Below are 16331 nucleotides of genomic sequence, written 5' to 3' on the forward strand. Positions count from 1 at the left end.
CCTTTATTAGTCAACAGTCTGGACGGTATAGTAAAAAGTGTAGCAGAGGAACGGATAAAAAGCGAAGAAGAAGTCAGCTTATCCATAACCGGTGTAAAGGTCTGTACAAAAAAAGATTGAACCGCGGAGCGCAGAAGCGTGGACGGGGCCTGAATGGTGGGAGGAGGGCCGTTGTGTTTAGTCAGCTTTTTGTTAATTTAACCATCTTAGTGACGTTCCTTTTTTTTTATTACCAGGTATTCCGGGAGCATTCCTTTTCACGTGTCACCCCTATACCGGTGAGGCTGTTTACCGGCATACTGTTTGGATTACTCGGCATGGTGTTAATCGGATTTGGCATCAGGGTTAATGAGTACACCCTGATCGACCTTCGTCATATCCCAATTATGCTCAGCGCTTTGTTTGGCGGATGGATACCTGCAGTAGCGGCTGCGGTCATTATTTCGTTTTCACGTATCGCCATCGGTGGTGGGGTAATTGTTTTATACCCGCTCAGCATGATTATTTTCAGCACGGCGGTGTATGTTTTTATCGCCCGGATGGTGCGAAATCCGTGGCTTGCAGCATTCTATATGCTTCTATGCTCCAACATTTACTTTCTCATTATTATGATGTACCAGCTGAATACTGTGGATCTTTATACGGAAGTGGCACTCAGCTATTGGTTTGTGTCGTTTGCCGGAGCGTTTGCAGCAGTATATATGGTGAAGCGGCTGACTTATTCCAATCAGCTTCTTCATAAGTATCGGGCTGAGTCTTTAAAAGATCCGCTCACGGGCCTTGATAATCCGAGGAGCTTTGCCTATTCGTTAACAAAAAATCTCGAGCAGGCTTCGAAAATGAAGCAGTCGGTGTCACTGCTCATGATCGATATCGATCATTTTAAAGATATTAATGACTGTCATGGGCATACAGCCGGAGATGATATTTTAAGGCAGCTTGGCACGGTGCTTCTTGAAATGGTCCGGCCGGAGGATTCTGTGTACCGAAAAGGTGGAGAAGAATTTACAATTATATTGTCCAACTGTCCAGCGCCCAAAGCAGTCGATATCGCTGAACGAATAAGGGAGCGGGTGGAAAAATATCCTTTCCTCACGGATCATCAGACACTGTATATTACTGTGTCGACCGGGGTTTCTATATTTCCTGGGACAGCTGTGGAGGAAAGAGAGCTGTTCAAGCAGGCAGATGATGCTTTGTATCAGGCAAAAAACCAGGGTCGTAACCAGACTTGCATGTATTCTAAAAAAGACCTTATAAAATAGGTCTTTTTTATTGTTTATAAATAATTGAGTCTTTTTTATAAATATGTATTAGAAAAAGTGTTTTTAAAATAGGTTATTGGGTATAAAGTATTAATATTATATAATAAAAAAGAACTAGAGAGGTATTCACCATGAAAAAACAAAAAATAACGATCAGGTTTTAGACGCGTCCCAGGTTTTACGTGCGCTGGAACAGTCGCTCGCCATCATTGAGTTCGATCTCAATGGGAGGGTGCTGTGGGCAAACCACCATTTTGCTGCGGCGATGGAGTATCATGAAGAAGACATGGCAGGGATGCATTACCGGCAGTTCTGCACCCCGGATTTTGCTTCGAGCCGGGATTATGAAAGATTTTGGCAGGATCTGCGAGCGGGAAAATCCTTTCAGGATAAAATACAGCGGATGACGCGAAGCGGTAAGCTGGTAAGGCTTGAAGCTACGTACATGCCGGTGCTTGATGATGCGGGGAATGTACACGCGGTGTTGAAGGCAGCGACAGATATTACCCGCCGGGAAGACGAAATGACAAAGTTATCAGATTCTGTGCAGAACATGTCTGAGGACCTCTTAAAGAGGGCGGAGGACGGTATGACAAAAAGTCGTGAGATTACTGAAAACTCCCAGCAGGTAGTGACAGAGGCAAATAACAATCTTGCGATTCTGGAGTCATTGGAGCAGCAGCGAGAGGCCTGGAAGAAAGGGCAAAGCAGTTCCGGGATATTTTATAAAAAAGCAGCGGATCAGTATCCCTGCTTTTTTATTTGCGAAAAATAAGTGTAAAACTTTAGATTTAGTTCAAAAGAATTATATTCGATATATGCCATGCTATAATAAATACATTTCCAATTAATTGTATTAAATATTGTAGTAAAGGAGAGAGCACATATGGCGGTACGTCCTGAATTACTTATGCGTCTTCGACTCGAACAGCCCATTATTCAAGCCGGCATGGCCGGTGGGGTCACTACTCCGGAGTTAGTGGCAGAAGTTACAAGAGCAGGCGGGCTCGGGACTATAGGGGCCGGATATATGACCGCAGAGAACCTTCGCTCTGCCATTCAACTTGTGAAAAAGCAGACCTCGGGGCCGTTTGCGGTAAATGTCTTCGTGCCGGAAACTCCGGAAGTGGTCGCTGAAGATGTTCAGTCAGCCAATGAAAAGCTCTCTCTGATTCATAAAGAATTAAAATTGGCCGCTCAACCGATGCCGGAAAAGCTGCCTTTTTTCTTTGAAGAACAGCTTGAAGTTATTATAGAAGAAAAAATTTCAGTTTGCAGCTTTACCTTCGGCATCCCTTCCGCCTCCCAGGTTGAGCGGTTGAAAGCCCACGGCGTCTTTTTGATCGGCACCGCCACCACAGTTGAAGAAGCCGTTCAAAATGAACAGGCAGGCATGGACGCGGTAGTGGCCCAGGGGAGTGAAGCCGGCGGGCACCGTGGAACCTTTGCAGAGTCCTTCGGGAAAGCGATGATCGGAACGATGGCTTTAGTGCCCCAGGTCGTGGACGAGGTCGACATTCCTGTAATTGCAGCTGGGGGGATTATGGATGGACGCGGTATTTTGGCTGCACACGCCCTGGGCGCGGGAGCGGTACAGATGGGGACTGCTTTTTTAACAAGCAGGGAAAGCGGCGCCCCGCAGGCCCATCAGGAGGCGGTATTAATGAGTAAAGAAACGGACACCGCTGTTACTTCCATATTCAGCGGCAAGCCGGCTAGAGGAATTGCAAATAAAATGATGATATGGATGGAGGCGCTCGAGCACAATTGGCCGCCGTACCCCATTCAAAATATGCTTACGCAGCCGATTCGCAAAGAAGCGGCCAGACAAAACGAGCCTGCATTTATGTCTCTCTGGAGTGGCCAGGGAACACGTCTGAGCGTACAGGAGCCGGCAGGTGTCATGATTAAGCGTCTGATGGAAGAGGCGGAAGAAACATGGGAAAGCCTTTAGAAAGATTCTCGCATGCTCTGTTTGTTAAAATGAAAATATCAAAAAAGCAAAGGGGCATAACGAATGGCGTTATCGAAGGAATACAACGAGAGGCTCGCCGGTGAAAAAGAAGGACTAATGTACCGCGACCCTGTTGGTGAATTGATTCGGGAGCACGAAAAGAAGGGCGGCTTTGACCATCTGCGGGGACGCGGCAAGCCGCTGCCAAAGGAGTACCTGCAAAGCGACACCTTCGACACTCTTTTAAAACGAAACGGATTTGTGCCTTCGTGGGTCCGGCTGCAGCGGGAAATCCGGGAGGACCTCGGGCAGGTACTAAAGCAGCAGGCGGATGAAGCACTCTCTGACCGCCGTATAAAAAAAGAAATCAGTAAAATCAATAAAAAAGTCCGACGGTACAATCAGCTTTGCCCAACACCGAGTCTGCAAAGGTGTTTAATAGAGAAAGAAAGCCTGCACAGCCAGTATGAGCGGTGGCGTTAAACCGGTTGAAAGACACCGGTTTAAAATCAACCCTTTATGAAATATTTATTTCAATATATAATATAAATGAAATAAATATTTATGGAGGTTCTGAATGTGAAAGAAACAAGCGTTTCCCGTGAAACTACACAATCAAGAAATCTTTACGAAAAAGCGAAGAAGGTAATGCCTGGGGGTGTTACTGCAAATATTAAATATTTTTCTCCGTATCCTATTGTGATGAAAAAGGGGGCGGGGAGTAAGCTATATGATGTAGATGGGAATGAATACATTGATTACCTGCTTTGTTACGGTGCTTTAATGACTGGACACGGGCATCCAAGGGTTATAGAAAAAGTAACAGAACAGCTTCATGACGCGGGGACGCCTATTTTTGGCACTCCACACGAGCTGGAGGTTACAATGGCAGAGAAATTAGTCTCCTTGTATAAATCTATTGATACAGTCCGCTATACTAATTCGGGTATGGAAGCAACTTTACTTGCTATGCGGATAGCTGCTGCTTACACTGGAAAAAATCGACTGGCAAAATGTGAAGGCCATTATCACGGGGGCTACAGTCAAGTACTGTATAGCGTGAACCCTGAACAAAATGAAGGAGGTCCTGAAGAAAAGCCGGAAGCAGTACCGGATTCTTCAGGCATGAGTTCTGAAGAAAAGCCGCTTATACTGCCGTTTAATAACGCCGGTGCAGCAGAATATCTTCTTAGAGCCAATGCTTCCACTATTTCTGCAGTCATTCTTGAACCAGTTCAGGGAGGATTTATTCCCGCTGATCCCGGCTTCCTTCAAATGCTCCGGAGAGTGACAAAGGAGCTTGGAATAGTGCTTATATTTGATGAAGTGAAGACTGGCTTTCGACTTGGACTCGGAGGAGCTCAGGAGGAGTACGGGATTACGCCTGACCTTACAACTTTAGGTAAAGTTCTGGGGGGAGGATTCCCGGTTGGGGCTGTAGGAGGAAGTAAAGATATCATGGAAGTCAGTTCCCCGGACGGGGGTAAAGATATTCTGGCCGGCAATTCCTCAGAAGAAGGCAAAGCTCTGTTTCACAGCGGGACTTATAACGGGCATCCCACGGTGTTGGCAGCCGGATTGGAAACGATAGCGCTTTTAGAGGAGCCAGGGGCTTTAAAAGGAATTTTTCAAAAAACCATGGCGCTTCGCAAAGGCATCGAATCACTTTACAGCGAAGCAGGTATTCCCGTTCAAACAATAGGAAAAGGGAGCATCTTCAACTTTCTTTTTACCAAATCGCCTATTCACAGTCACCGGGATTTAAAGCGTGTGAACATGGATTTTCGAAAACAAATCGATTGCAAACTGTTGGAATTAGGAATTTATACGAAGCCCCTCAATCGTTATTCCATGTCGATCGCCCATACAGAAGAGGATATTGAACGAACTTTACAGGCACATAAGCAGGCCCTCGCTGATATTTAAGAGCAGGTAATGATTGAAGCGTAATCAAAAATGAAAAATGTTAAGCTGAAGGGAAAGTCATCTGGTAAAAAGGAAGAGAATAATGAAGGATATAAACGTATATAAATTGATTGCAGAAAAAATGTCCTCGATGACAAAGGCTCAACAAAAACTGGGAAGGTACATCTTACAGCATCCGAATCAAGTCACGTTTCTAAAAGTCGGTGAACTGGCAGAGGAGGTGGGAGTGGGAGATGCTACTGTGGTTAGATTTGCAGTGCAATTAGGATTCTCCGGCTACCCAGCCCTCCAGGAACGGATGCAGGTTTCTTTACAGCAGCAGCTCTCTACCGCAGAAAAAATGTATTTAAGTGAAGAAGTATATAAAGATGAAGCCCAGGGTATTCAACAAATCTTCCACGGAGAGCAGGCCAATATCCAGGCTACGATGAAACAGCTTGATATGAACGCTTTCCATCAAGTAGTCCAGGACATTGTCGGCGCAGGGCGTGTATATATCATTGCTAATAGGAGCGCGAAGGCGCTGGGAATTTTTATGCACTACTACCTGGCAATGATGATTGATAAAGTAGAAATGATTGAGTTGATAGAAGAACAGGCGGACACTCTATATGGGTTAAACGAAAAGGACCTCGTCATTGGCATCAGCTACGCCAGATACACGAAGCGCACGACTGAGGTATTTTCATACGCAAAGGACAAGGGAGCTAAAACGGCAGCACTTACTGATAACTGGGCTTCGCCTTTAGTACCGCATGCTGACAGCGTGCTAACCGCTGAAAGCCAAATGCCTGCTCTAATTAATTCATTTGTGGGGCCTCTTAGTGTTATTAACGCTTTATTAATTTATACGGGCCGGGAGAAGCAAAGCGGCTTTGAGAAAAAACTTCAGGACCTTGAAGAAGTGTGGGATACTTTTGGGGTGTTTGAGTGAAAAGCAGATCAGGAAGGTAAAATCGTGATGCGGCAGACTGTCGGCCTTTACCTGTTGGGTAAAGGCTTTTTAATGGGCTGAAGCACAAAACCACCGGTATTCAAAAATTTTTGAGAAGAGGAAAAGAAGGTTACTGTTATACTCGAGAGGGTAAAACGGGAAAGAGTTCTTAAATATTGAAGGTTCCAGGTCATGGGTCGTGAACAGACGGAAGGAGTCAATGCTTTATTACCGCTACTCTATCAATTGTTGCATTTATAATCTCTGCCGCAGTTTCAGTGTTTTCAGCTGTGAAATTGTCAGGCTATGCAGATATCATCAGTAGAAATACGAAGATTGGCGGGCTGCTGGCGGGCACTATTCTGCTGGCCGTTGCTACCTCTCTTCCTGAATTAACCGCAACTATTTCGGCGAGTGTGATCGGCAATGCCGATATTGCCGTAGGCAATGGACTCGGAAGTATTATTTTTAATATTTTCTTTTTGTTTTTATTGGATATTTACTTTCGAAACAAACGGTTGTTTCTTAAAGTATCAGACGATCATCTCTATACAGCTGTTATCGCGCTTCTGCTCTGTATAGTCACAGCTGGCGGACTAATGCTTCACTACCCACTCTCCTTTTTTGGCATAAGTGTTATCAGCGTGCTGGTGGTTGCTATTTACACGGGCGGGATGCTTTATATATCTAAAAAGCAGAAGGATACTGCTGACGAGGGGAAAAAAGCTTCGCCGGATCAGAATGTAAATATCAGGGGAACCGTTATTAAATTTATCACATTCGCTGCGATTATCTTTGTATCCGGAAGTGCGCTGTCTATATCCGGAGACCTGATGTCGAGCACTACAGGTATCAGTGCTACGGCGGTCGGCAGTATTCTGGTCGCGACTGCCACCTCCCTGCCGGACGCTGTCAGCGTATTTGTAGCGCTCCGGCTGGCCAATGTGAATATGGCGATTGGTACGATTCTTGGAAGTAACATCTTTAACGTACTTGTAACAGCCATCGGGGACGTATTCTACCGCGGCGGCAGTATTTGGATGGATACAAGCGATCAGACAACCATAATAGCCGTTGCAGGGTTTGTGCTCACAGGACTTGTGATGATTATTGTGAAAAGGGATCGGACCAAAAATGCTTTCACCTACATGATGCCCTCGCTTGTAGTCGTGATCGGTTATATGGTTATGATTGCTTCCATTTTATTTTATAACGGAAGCACGTAAAAGCAGGCAGCCGCCTGCTTTTTTTAGTGGCAGGAGAATATAGCCGGGCATATTAGTTGCATTAACAACTAATTATTTATATGGTGGCTAGAGTGAAATACAGACAAAGGAGTAATCAGAGTGTCTCAAAAGCTGGCTATTCTATCCATTTCATTAATCACCGTTATGGCGGGAGCCACTATTTCTCCGGCGCTCGGTGCTATTTCTGAAGCTTTTCCGGACGCCAATGAAACCTCAATCAAATTAATCAATACCCTGCATGCATTATTCATCATTCCATTTACTTTTATATCAAGCCGGCTCACGAAACGAGTGTCCAAAAAATCTGTTTTAACAGCCGGACTCACCCTGTACGTCATTGGAGGTTTGGGAGGAGCTTTTGCTCCAACGCTTTGGCTGCTACTCGTTTCAAGAGCGGTGCTCGGTATTGCCGTCGGATTGATCATGCCGATATCCACGAGCCTGATCCCGGATTTTTATGAAGGTAAAGAAAAAACAATCATGATGGGAAAAGTGAGCGCCTCCAATCAACTGGGCGGTATTATTTCCATTGTGCTTGCGGGCATATTGGCAGGTATTTTGTGGAGGCTGACATTTGCTGTTTACGGCCTGGCCCTGCTGGTGCTTGTGCTTGTATTCTTTTTTCTTCCGAAACAGAAGCCGGAAGCGGTATCGGCGTCAGATGGCAGCACATCAAGGGGAGTGGAAAAGCCTATTTTTGCTCTTGCCGGTGGTATGTTTATTGTCTTCTTATTCTTTTATTCCATTCCGACGAACATGGCAATCTTTCTGCAGGAGAATAACATTGCGTCCGCTTCCCTTACCGGCGTGATGATTGCTTCTTTAAACGTAGGAGGCTTTGCAGCAGGATCGATGCTTGGCAGCATCACAGGCCGGATGGGGAGATGGACAGTACCCCTGCAGCTGGCTGTAACCGGTGTTGGTTTTGTTCTCATCGCGTTTGGCGGCCGGGCTGCATTAATTACGATAGGTATCGTTTTGATAGGTATTGGGCTTGGCACAGTTATTCCGCTGATTTTTGACCGTGTGACGAAGGTGTCAAGCGCCGCCCAAATGTCTTTGGCAATGGCAGTAGTGCAGAGCTTTATGTATTTCGGGCAGTTTATATCACCGCTCGTGCTGGATGTTGTCGGTCGTCTGGCGGGTAGTTCGATCGGCGCCAATCAGTTCATTTATGCTTTTTCCGGCATCACGGCCCTTGTAGTGGCAGCAATGGTTTTTCTGTTTAAAGCTTTCGGGAAACGCAAAACCCCGGAGGAGGAGAAATAGTATGACTGTTTATTCTGTTGGTAAATGGGCGGCTGTTATTCAGCGTTACACTCATCAATATATTGATAAACGGTTCAATCATTTTGGTTTAGGGAATACAGAAGTGCTTGTACTTTTAACGTTATACGATCAGGAAAATGTCCCTCAGGAATACATTACGAGGCAAATAGTGATGGATAAGGCTACAATTACGCGCGCTATAAAACGCCTTGAAGAAAAAGGGTATCTTTACCGAAAAGAGAGCGTTTCGGATCGGAGAGAAAAGATCGTTTTTCTTACTGAAGCGGCCTGGAAAATAGAAAAAGAAATTTCAGAAGCGATGCGGGAATGGACAGATATTATGACAAAAGAGTTTACAGAGGAAGAAAAGCAGACGCTTCTCAGACTCATGAAAAAAGCGGCGGACGGGGCTGGAGCCGAAGTGGAGCCCAGGTAGAGTATTTGTGACGGCAGGCAGCTCATGGTAGCATAAAGATATATACTTCGTATAATCCTATTATTTCCCCGGCGTTTATTGCCCTTCATCGTTTTATTCTTATCAAAATCCATTCGTGTATATTCCATATATAGGAGGTGTATATTTACTTGCGAAGAGAAACCAAATTTTTATTTTCTTTTATGCCTTTCACCACCTACGATAAAGAAAAAAACCGCTTAAAGGAGCAGCGCCAAAAAGGGTGGCAGGCTCAGGACTGCTCTCTGCTCGGCTATTCTTTGTCGGAAGTAAGGGAAGAGGAAAAGGAATATCAGTTCATCATGTCGAAAGATTATCAGGGATTGCGGAAAATTTCTGAAGATGAATGGACACTTCTGTGTTCCTCTCCGGTACTCCACATATTTGAAGGAGAGAAAGATGCTTCGTCCTTTCAGGACCACTGGACGCTTTATTTTCTGGAAGAGTACCGGAAAAAGTGCCGGAGGTGGGGGGTTACAGCTGCAGTAAGCGTCCTTTTGTTTATAGTATTTCTGTTTTTAGTGATAATTGATTTGAACCTGCCGGGTGTGGCGGTGAATTTCGCCTTTTTTATGCTCTCATTGTTCACGGGGATAGTAGCCTTTACCGTGATCCGGTGGCTCCGGACGCTTGCTGTTATCATCCAGGCTAAACAGATTGTCAGTACCGGCACAGAATGATATTTTATCCTGTACATGAAAGGACGGCCTTCATGGAAGAAGAGCTTCGTTATTTGAATGAAGAGGACAAAGAACGATTTGAAGAAATTCAATCAAAGCTTGAAGGAAACATCTCGTATGAAGACCAGAAAAAGCTCGTGACAGAGCTGGCGATACTGCGTGAAAGAAACGAACTCAGAAAAAGATCCCGGCCGGAATAGGCACGGGATCTTGCTTTATTCATGCCTCTGGTTTAATACATACAGCAATGCCGAGAGGGTAGTGGACACCCGGACGGTCTGGACGTTCGAAAGCGACGCCCTGCTGATAGTACAGCTGCAGCTTCTCCCAGGGCCAGTCTTTTCTTGATAAGAGCTCCTCCCATTCCTCAGTCGTTAACTGATGGTAATGAAAAGGGGAATTGCTGGGCATGTGCCTTCCCTGGCCGAAGGGCGTAGAAACGATGAGTGTACCTCCAGGGCGGAGCAGGGCGTACATGCGTTTCATAAAAATACGGTCATCGGGCACGTGTTCAATGGTTTCAAAGGAAACAATCGTATCGAACGTGCCTATCTGCATGGGCAGGTTCTCATCAAGAGCATCTCCTGTCTGGAAAGAAAGCTGAGGATGATAATAGTGCTTTTGGGCAAATGTGATCGCTTCAGAATCAATGTCGACGCCGAGCACATGGTCTACTTCCCGTTTCTTTCCTTTAGCTGTCATCTGGGCCCCGTAGCCGACCCCGCAGGCAATATCAAGCACGCGGCCCCTGGCGTACGGCATGGCAAAATAATAGCGGGCCAGATGCTCAAGCAGCATACCGTTGGTCGGTTTCATTTCTGAAGGGATGATTCGTTCTCCTGTGTCTTTTAACACGAATAGTCACCGCTATCTGTATAGTTTAGTCTTCTCATCATATAGAAAGAAGGAAGGGAATTGCAAGGCTGAAGGAGTTCACGGGAGGCAATGGCTGCCGGGGCGCAGCATATGATACACATTTGACAAACAGGAAAGCATCGTTTATATTTTTCATATACCCACGCGGGTAATATAAAAAATGAAGGAAAAATAAATAAATACTCTTCTTGAAAGGAGGAGCCTTTCATGGAATACAATGATCAAATGAAAAACCGGGTAAAAAGGGTAGAAGGGCAGGTCCGCGGCATTCTTCGGATGATGGAAGAAGAAAAAGACTGTAAAGAGCTTGTTTCCCAGATGAATGCTGCACGTACAGCGCTTGATCGTGCGATCGGTCTGGTAGTGAGTACGAATCTCGAGGAATGCGTGCGTGAACAGATAGAAAAAGGTGAAGACAGCGAAGAGCTGATCCAGGAAGCTGTTAATCTGCTGGTTAAAAGCAGATAATAAACAGTGTTAATGAAATTTTAAATGACTAAAATCCGCGTTCTTCCATGTAGAGCGCGGATTTTTTAGTATGAAATATTGTCGTTTTTCTTAGACATTTTAAATAAATCATCCCTGGTAACAGGCGGACTGTATAAGTACCCTTGATATTCATGACATTTTTTCTGCCGTAAAAGGTTTAATTGCAGCGGGGTTTTCAATATTTTACGCGATAACGTGGAAATGCAAATGTGACGCCAGGTGCAGGATACTTTCTACAATAGCTGTTTCACGTGAAACGCCATTCATGCCCGAATAAATGTTTTATCAATTTTGAGCGTATCGAAAGGAAAATCCTTTAAATATCCAAGGACGAATAACCGATACTGAGATCATCCAGGGAAGCTTCACCTCAAAATTTTTTAATTAGTGGAGAACAGGAGCAGCTTCCCTGGCATACTGGATAATATTTTCCATCAGAAGAGTTAGTCCAGGCTCTGGGTGACACTATACAAATCAATCGAACTTATTTATACCATTATTATATTTTTAGCATGTATATTAAGCACGGGATGTACCATCAAAATTTTAAAGAAATATTCCATTTTTCAAATTTACCGGATGATAACAGAATAAATAGGGTATAGATTTTAGGGCGATTGGCGTAAGTTAAACAAAAATTAATAAAGGTGGCTTCATAATGCAGGGAGAGGACCGTGAAGTAGTATTTATCTCAGACAAGATCCATGCAATTATTCTTTTTTTGGATGATATTATCATTCAGGAGAAATATCACATGAAAGATATTGAAAAGCTTCAGCCTGAAACGATGGAATCCCAAAAGCATAAATCAGCGATTATTTTAAACATTATGGAACGTTCGGCAGAATTACTCCGTGGACGGTTTCCGGACTGCTGCGAGGCAGGCTCACAGGTTACTTACACCGTGAAAGACCTGGAGAAGGCGAGAGAAGATTTAAAAACAATTCACAATGACACATTTGAAGAATACGGAATTGTTAAATCCACGTACGAGCCCGGAGAGAAAAACGAAGATTCTTTTATTACAAAAACAGTCGTAGGCCTGGTGAACTATAATGTGCATTTATTTGAAACGAAGTTTCTGGACTATATAGACCCGCATGCTCTCTAGACGAAAAGAGGGAATTTGCCTGGATATGGTTTAAACAGAGAGAGAATGGTTTATTAGGATAGCAGTAAACAATATAAGGGAGGTTTTTATGAAACCGTTCGTTAGAGAATATACAAGTGACGAAGCACTGCAGCAGGACGTTCAGCGTTTAGCTGAAAAGGGCATTGATAAAAGTAACGTGTACGTTATGACCCACGATAACGACCGTACCGGCCGTATCGCGGAGAATGCGAATGCGAACACTGTCGGCATGAAAGAAGAAGGATTAAAAAATGCGGTAGGAAATATGTTCAGCAAAAAAGGTGACGAGCTTCGGAACAAACTGCAGGAAATTGGATTATCCCAGGAAGAAGCCCATGAGTATGAGGATGAACTCGATGAAGGAAAAATCCTTCTCATTGTGACAGATACTGAAGGCGTCAATACGATTATTTAACAGTAACAGAATAAAGCCGCTCTCAAGCCGGGGGCGGCTTTACGTTTGTCGATTGACAAGCTTTTACAGTAAGGAATAGAATAGCGTTAGATTTTCCTTAGGGAAACTTTTTTTAATAGAGTAAAAAGGGATTGTACTATGGAGTGGTTTGCGGCCCTGCCTCCTACGCTGCAGGCGCTGCGGTGGTGTTTTTTACGAACAGAAACAATCAGAAGCTGATGGATAGTATGCTTGCATTTGCCGGCGGGGTTATGATTGCTGCGAGCTTTTGATCGCTGCTTTCTCCCGGCATTGATATGGCGGAGGAGCAGGGACAGATACCCTATATTCCAGCTGTTATTGGTTTTTTACTCGGGGGTGTTTTTCTGTTGCTGCTCGACAGGGTCATTCCCGTGATGAATGAGAAGACACGTATTTTACGGAAATAACAGACAAGTATGCCAAGCACCGGACCATAATGCTCGTTTTTTCGATTACTCTGCACAATATTCCGTAGGGGTTCGCTGTAGGTGTAGCGTTCGGGGCACTGGCTTCGGAATTCAGCAGCTCCACGCTCGCCGGAGCAGTAGCGCTTGCTCTTGGCATTGGTATTCAAAATTTTCCGGAGGGAACAGCAGTATCAATGCCGCTTCGCCGGGACGGAGTATCGAAAAAGAAAAGCTTCTTTTACGGTCAGCTGTCCGGTTTTGTAGAGCCGGTGGCTGCAGTGATTGGTGCTGCTGCAGTCATCATCATTCAGCCGCTGCTTCTGTTTGCTCTCAGTTTTGCAGCAGGAGCGATGATATTTGTCGTTGCCAAGGAGGTCATCTCCGGTTCGCAGGAAAAGGTCAATGTCCGGCTCGCTACCTTCAGCCTGATGATCGGTTTCAGCGTCATGATGATACTGGATGTAGCTTTAGGATACAAAGGGTGGCTGAAGCAGAGAAGGTTTTTTCTGCTTCAGCTTTTTATGCTGCAATAAAGGCTTTTTTTCATCCGGCAGGCTGTTTTTAACGAATTAGGGATAAAATTCATGTACCCTTTTGTGATAAAGTAGCATAGATGAGCACCCGGACCGGGAGGCTGAATTTCATTAATAGTTTCTGGAGAAAATGCTGAAAAAGGAGCTTCGACATGTGGGCTGATAAACCAAAAAACGGGGCGGGTCCTATTTTTTACGGATGGGCAATTGTAGCTCTATCCGCGTTAAGTATGTTTTTTTCCGGACCGGGCCAGACGTATTCGATTTCTATTTTTATTGATTATTATATTCAGGATTTTTCGTATTCACGTTCCTTTGTCTCTGGTATTTATTCTGTTGGTACTCTGGCTGCCGGTATTACTCTTTTTTTCGTCGGCCGCGCAATTGATCGCCTTGGCCAGCGCCTGGTAATGGGGGCCGCAGGAATTCTTTTGGCTCTGGCTTGTATTTGGAATGCCTTTCTAACAGGCGCTGTAATGATGTTTATTGGTTTTTTTGCTATTCGATTGTTCGGCCAGGGGTCGCTGACCCTGGTTCCTAATACACTTGTGCCGCAGTGGTTTGTGCAGAAGCGTGGCCGGGCCTTAAGTGTCATGGCGATTGGCGGCTTCGTCGGTGCAGCTGCCCTGCCCCCATTGAATACATGGCTGATTCATATGGTCGGCTGGCGGGACACATGGTTAATTTGGGCTGGACTGTTACTTATGGTTTTTGTGCCTCTGGCCTTCTTAGTGGTGCGGAATCAGCCGCAGGATGTTGGCGAGGAGCCCGATGGCAGAGGATCAAGAGCCCATGGGGAGACCCGGACGCAGCGAAAAGCCATGCAGGAAAAAAGCTGGACCCTTCAGGAAGCACGCAAGACCAGAGCGTTCTGGCTTATTCTTTTTTGTGTCAGCGTTCCGGCAATTGTAAACACAGGGGTCACCTTCCATTTAGTATCTATTGTAGAAGGCAAAGGTCTTTCGATTTCGCTTGCGGCATTGATTCTTTCATTAATGGCTTTTATCGGTTTTCCGGTAACATTTGCTGTAGGATATTTGGTGGACCGCGTTGCTGTGCATTATGTGCTTGCAATGACATTTGGGGTACATATTGTTTCACTGTTGGTGCTTTTGGCGATTAATTCCTGGACAGGAGCTATCATTTTTGGAGTGCTGTGGGGGATAGCGCACGGCTTTGAGCGTATTGTGTTAAGCATTGTGTGGCCCAATTATTTCGGCCCAAGGCACTTAGGAAGTATTAAAAGCATTGCCCAGACTGTGATGGTTATTGGCTCTGCTCTTGGACCACTGCCGTTTGGCATTTTTTACGACTGGTTCAATAATTATACGGCAATATTATGGCTTATGATGCTTCTGCCGGCTACGGCTTTGGTTTTTGCTCTTTTATCGCCGAAACCCTCCTGACCGTTTTATTACTAAAATATTTTGTTCCGCGGGCCCATAAGCCCGCGGATTTTTACGTTAAAACAGGAGCAGGAAGTCTTTGCACATTAAACAAGGGTGAGAGATAATAAAGACATATTAAGTAAACGTTTTCAATCTCATAAAGAGCTTCCAATTAAATACGGTGGTGAGGATATGATTTCAAAATTTATGGCTCCCGAAATCATTTTCGGGGATCATTCGATTCAGCAGACGGGTGAGAGCTTTTTACGCCTGGGAGCGCAGCGTGTACTGGTAGTAAGTGATCCGGGCGTCAAAGAAGCCGGCTGGACAGCCGAGGCTGTAGAAAGTATACAGACTTCCGGCCTTGATTATCATCTGTTTTCAAATATCAGTACGAACCCTGACACAGCCCAGGTAGCAGAAGGTGCAGCGGCCTATCATAAAGCCCGGTGTGACGCTGTACTTGGCATTGGGGGAGGAAGTGCGCTGGATGTGGCTAAAGCGGTGGCTGTCATTGTGAGCAACGGTGGAAAAATCGAAAATTACGAAGGCGTAGATCATATCCACAGTCCCCTCCCGCCGGTCATTATGGTGCCGACAACTGCCGGGTCGGGCTCCGAGGTCTCACAATTTTCGATTATTGTCGATCCAGCTCGGAAAAAAAAGATGACGATCGTTTCCAAATCGCTCGTGCCGGATATTGCGATTGTCGATCCGTTTGTATTGATGACCAAAGATCATCTGCTTACAGCAGCTACCGGCCTTGATGCCATTACCCATGGCATAGAAGCATATGTAAGTGCGGCAGCGACGCCGCTGACCGATGTGCAGGCGGTTAATGCGATGAAACTGGCGGCTGAATTTCTGCGGCCGTCGGTGGCATCGCATACGAATGTGGAAGCCAAACGTGCGATGGCGATGGCAAGCATGCAGGCGGGACTTGCGTTTTCCAATGCTATTTTGGGGGCGGTACACGCGATGTCCCACGCGATCGGTGGACGCTACGCTCTTCCACACGGAGAGATTAACAGCATTTTGCTTCCGCACGTCATGGAATTTAATCTTATTGCTTCTCCTTCCCGTTTTGCCGCCATTGGAGATATTTTCGGCGCTTCTGCGGGCGGGGAAGAAATGGTTCGTGCCAGACACGGCATTCAGGCCGTCCGGGCTCTTGCAGACGATATCGGTGCCCCGAAGACACTGCACTCTGTCGGTCTGAGAGACCCTGATTTTGAAAGCATGGCCCGCATTGCTCTTGAAGACGCATGCATGATCACCAATCCCCGGGACGTGGCTCTGAAGGATATCGAAATGCTGTTCAAAAAGGCTTACGAATAAAGG

General features: G+C 45.5%; 17 protein-coding genes and 1 pseudogene. 17 read left to right on the top strand and 1 reads right to left on the bottom strand.

What is annotated here, in order from left to right; translation table 11 throughout:
* Positions 1-173 precede the first annotated feature (173 nt).
* From BLV22_RS11450 to BLV22_RS15085, 11 genes are all read left to right on the top strand, one after another.
* Complete coding sequence (locus tag BLV22_RS11450) at positions 174-1265, top strand: GGDEF domain-containing protein (RefSeq protein WP_143030982.1); 1092 nt, start codon at positions 174-176, stop codon at positions 1263-1265.
* Between the two features lie 187 nt (positions 1266-1452).
* Entirely contained in the window at positions 1453-2040 is a 588-nt protein-coding gene (locus BLV22_RS11455; protein WP_281241109.1) for a PAS domain-containing protein, read from the top strand.
* Positions 2041-2151: 111 nt separating this feature from the next.
* Complete coding sequence (locus tag BLV22_RS11460) at positions 2152-3219, top strand: NAD(P)H-dependent flavin oxidoreductase (RefSeq protein WP_091615370.1); 1068 nt, start codon at positions 2152-2154, stop codon at positions 3217-3219.
* A gap of 63 nt (positions 3220-3282) precedes the next feature.
* Positions 3283-3702 (top strand): DnaJ family domain-containing protein, encoded by a 420-nt coding sequence (locus BLV22_RS11465; RefSeq protein ID WP_091615373.1) that lies wholly within the window; start codon positions 3283-3285, stop codon positions 3700-3702.
* A gap of 96 nt (positions 3703-3798) precedes the next feature.
* Positions 3799-5145: an aspartate aminotransferase family protein gene (locus BLV22_RS11470; protein ID WP_342706675.1), complete on the top strand. Its 1347-nt coding sequence runs from the start codon at positions 3799-3801 to the stop codon at positions 5143-5145.
* Positions 5146-5227: 82 nt separating this feature from the next.
* The gene (locus BLV22_RS11475; RefSeq protein WP_091615378.1) at positions 5228-6079 is read left to right on the top strand and encodes a MurR/RpiR family transcriptional regulator; all 852 of its coding nucleotides are present in this window, start codon (positions 5228-5230) and stop codon (positions 6077-6079) included.
* Positions 6080-6324: 245 nt separating this feature from the next.
* On the top strand, positions 6325-7305 hold the full coding sequence (locus BLV22_RS11480; RefSeq protein WP_281241110.1) for a sodium:calcium antiporter: 981 nt from the start codon (positions 6325-6327) through the stop codon (positions 7303-7305).
* Positions 7306-7425: 120 nt separating this feature from the next.
* Complete coding sequence (locus tag BLV22_RS11485) at positions 7426-8595, top strand: MFS transporter (protein WP_091615383.1); 1170 nt, start codon at positions 7426-7428, stop codon at positions 8593-8595.
* Position 8596: 1 nt separating this feature from the next.
* Positions 8597-9031: a MarR family winged helix-turn-helix transcriptional regulator gene (locus tag BLV22_RS11490; protein ID WP_091615386.1), complete on the top strand. Its 435-nt coding sequence runs from the start codon at positions 8597-8599 to the stop codon at positions 9029-9031.
* A gap of 149 nt (positions 9032-9180) precedes the next feature.
* On the top strand, positions 9181-9729 hold the full coding sequence (locus tag BLV22_RS11495) for a DUF2812 domain-containing protein (RefSeq protein ID WP_091615389.1): 549 nt from the start codon (positions 9181-9183) through the stop codon (positions 9727-9729).
* A 32-nt stretch (positions 9730-9761) separates the two neighbouring features.
* Positions 9762-9929, top strand: coding sequence for a hypothetical protein (locus BLV22_RS15085; protein WP_176967753.1), 168 nt, complete (start codon positions 9762-9764; stop codon positions 9927-9929).
* A 19-nt stretch (positions 9930-9948) separates the two neighbouring features.
* On the opposite strand, the gene BLV22_RS11500 is transcribed toward BLV22_RS15085, so the two are convergent.
* Positions 9949-10584, bottom strand: coding sequence for a class I SAM-dependent methyltransferase (locus BLV22_RS11500; protein WP_245724085.1), 636 nt, complete (start codon positions 10582-10584; stop codon positions 9949-9951).
* A gap of 228 nt (positions 10585-10812) precedes the next feature.
* On the opposite strand from BLV22_RS11500, the gene BLV22_RS11505 reads away from it, so the two are divergent.
* The 6 genes and pseudogenes from BLV22_RS11505 to BLV22_RS11530 all read left to right on the top strand — a co-directional run bounded on the left by BLV22_RS11505 (position 10813) and on the right by BLV22_RS11530 (position 16328).
* Entirely contained in the window at positions 10813-11073 is a 261-nt protein-coding gene (locus BLV22_RS11505) for a metal-sensitive transcriptional regulator (RefSeq protein ID WP_022793030.1), read from the top strand.
* Positions 11074-11752: 679 nt separating this feature from the next.
* The gene (locus tag BLV22_RS11510) at positions 11753-12205 is read left to right on the top strand and encodes a hypothetical protein (RefSeq protein ID WP_022793031.1); all 453 of its coding nucleotides are present in this window, start codon (positions 11753-11755) and stop codon (positions 12203-12205) included.
* A gap of 88 nt (positions 12206-12293) precedes the next feature.
* Positions 12294-12641, top strand: a complete 348-nt coding sequence (locus BLV22_RS11515) for a YflT domain-containing protein (RefSeq protein WP_091615395.1) — start codon at positions 12294-12296, stop codon at positions 12639-12641.
* Positions 12642-12772: 131 nt separating this feature from the next.
* Positions 12773-13602 (top strand): annotated as a pseudogene (locus BLV22_RS11520) (ZIP family metal transporter).
* 152 nt (positions 13603-13754) lie between these two features.
* Positions 13755-15008: an MFS transporter gene (locus tag BLV22_RS11525; protein ID WP_091615397.1), complete on the top strand. Its 1254-nt coding sequence runs from the start codon at positions 13755-13757 to the stop codon at positions 15006-15008.
* Positions 15009-15182: 174 nt separating this feature from the next.
* Positions 15183-16328: an iron-containing alcohol dehydrogenase gene (locus BLV22_RS11530; protein WP_091615399.1), complete on the top strand. Its 1146-nt coding sequence runs from the start codon at positions 15183-15185 to the stop codon at positions 16326-16328.
* Positions 16329-16331 lie beyond the last annotated feature (3 nt).

Source organism: Marinococcus luteus, from assembly GCF_900106595.1.
GTDB lineage: Bacteria > Bacillota > Bacilli > Bacillales > Marinococcaceae > Marinococcus > Marinococcus luteus.

What these genes read in the sequence shown, in the direction of transcription:
- BLV22_RS11460 (WP_091615370.1), top strand. Translation starts at nt 2,152, where the DNA reads ATGGCGGTACGTCCTGAATTACTTATGCGTCTTCGACTCGAACAGCCC.
- BLV22_RS11465 (WP_091615373.1), top strand. Translation starts at nt 3,283, where the DNA reads ATGGCGTTATCGAAGGAATACAACGAGAGGCTCGCCGGTGAAAAAGAA.
- BLV22_RS11475 (WP_091615378.1), top strand. Translation starts at nt 5,228, where the DNA reads ATGAAGGATATAAACGTATATAAATTGATTGCAGAAAAAATGTCCTCG.
- BLV22_RS11490 (WP_091615386.1), top strand. Translation starts at nt 8,597, where the DNA reads ATGACTGTTTATTCTGTTGGTAAATGGGCGGCTGTTATTCAGCGTTAC.
- BLV22_RS15085 (WP_176967753.1), top strand. Translation starts at nt 9,762, where the DNA reads ATGGAAGAAGAGCTTCGTTATTTGAATGAAGAGGACAAAGAACGATTT.
- BLV22_RS11505 (WP_022793030.1), top strand. Translation starts at nt 10,813, where the DNA reads ATGGAATACAATGATCAAATGAAAAACCGGGTAAAAAGGGTAGAAGGG.
- BLV22_RS11510 (WP_022793031.1), top strand. Translation starts at nt 11,753, where the DNA reads ATGCAGGGAGAGGACCGTGAAGTAGTATTTATCTCAGACAAGATCCAT.
- BLV22_RS11515 (WP_091615395.1), top strand. Translation starts at nt 12,294, where the DNA reads ATGAAACCGTTCGTTAGAGAATATACAAGTGACGAAGCACTGCAGCAG.
- BLV22_RS11525 (WP_091615397.1), top strand. Translation starts at nt 13,755, where the DNA reads ATGTGGGCTGATAAACCAAAAAACGGGGCGGGTCCTATTTTTTACGGA.
- BLV22_RS11530 (WP_091615399.1), top strand. Translation starts at nt 15,183, where the DNA reads ATGATTTCAAAATTTATGGCTCCCGAAATCATTTTCGGGGATCATTCG.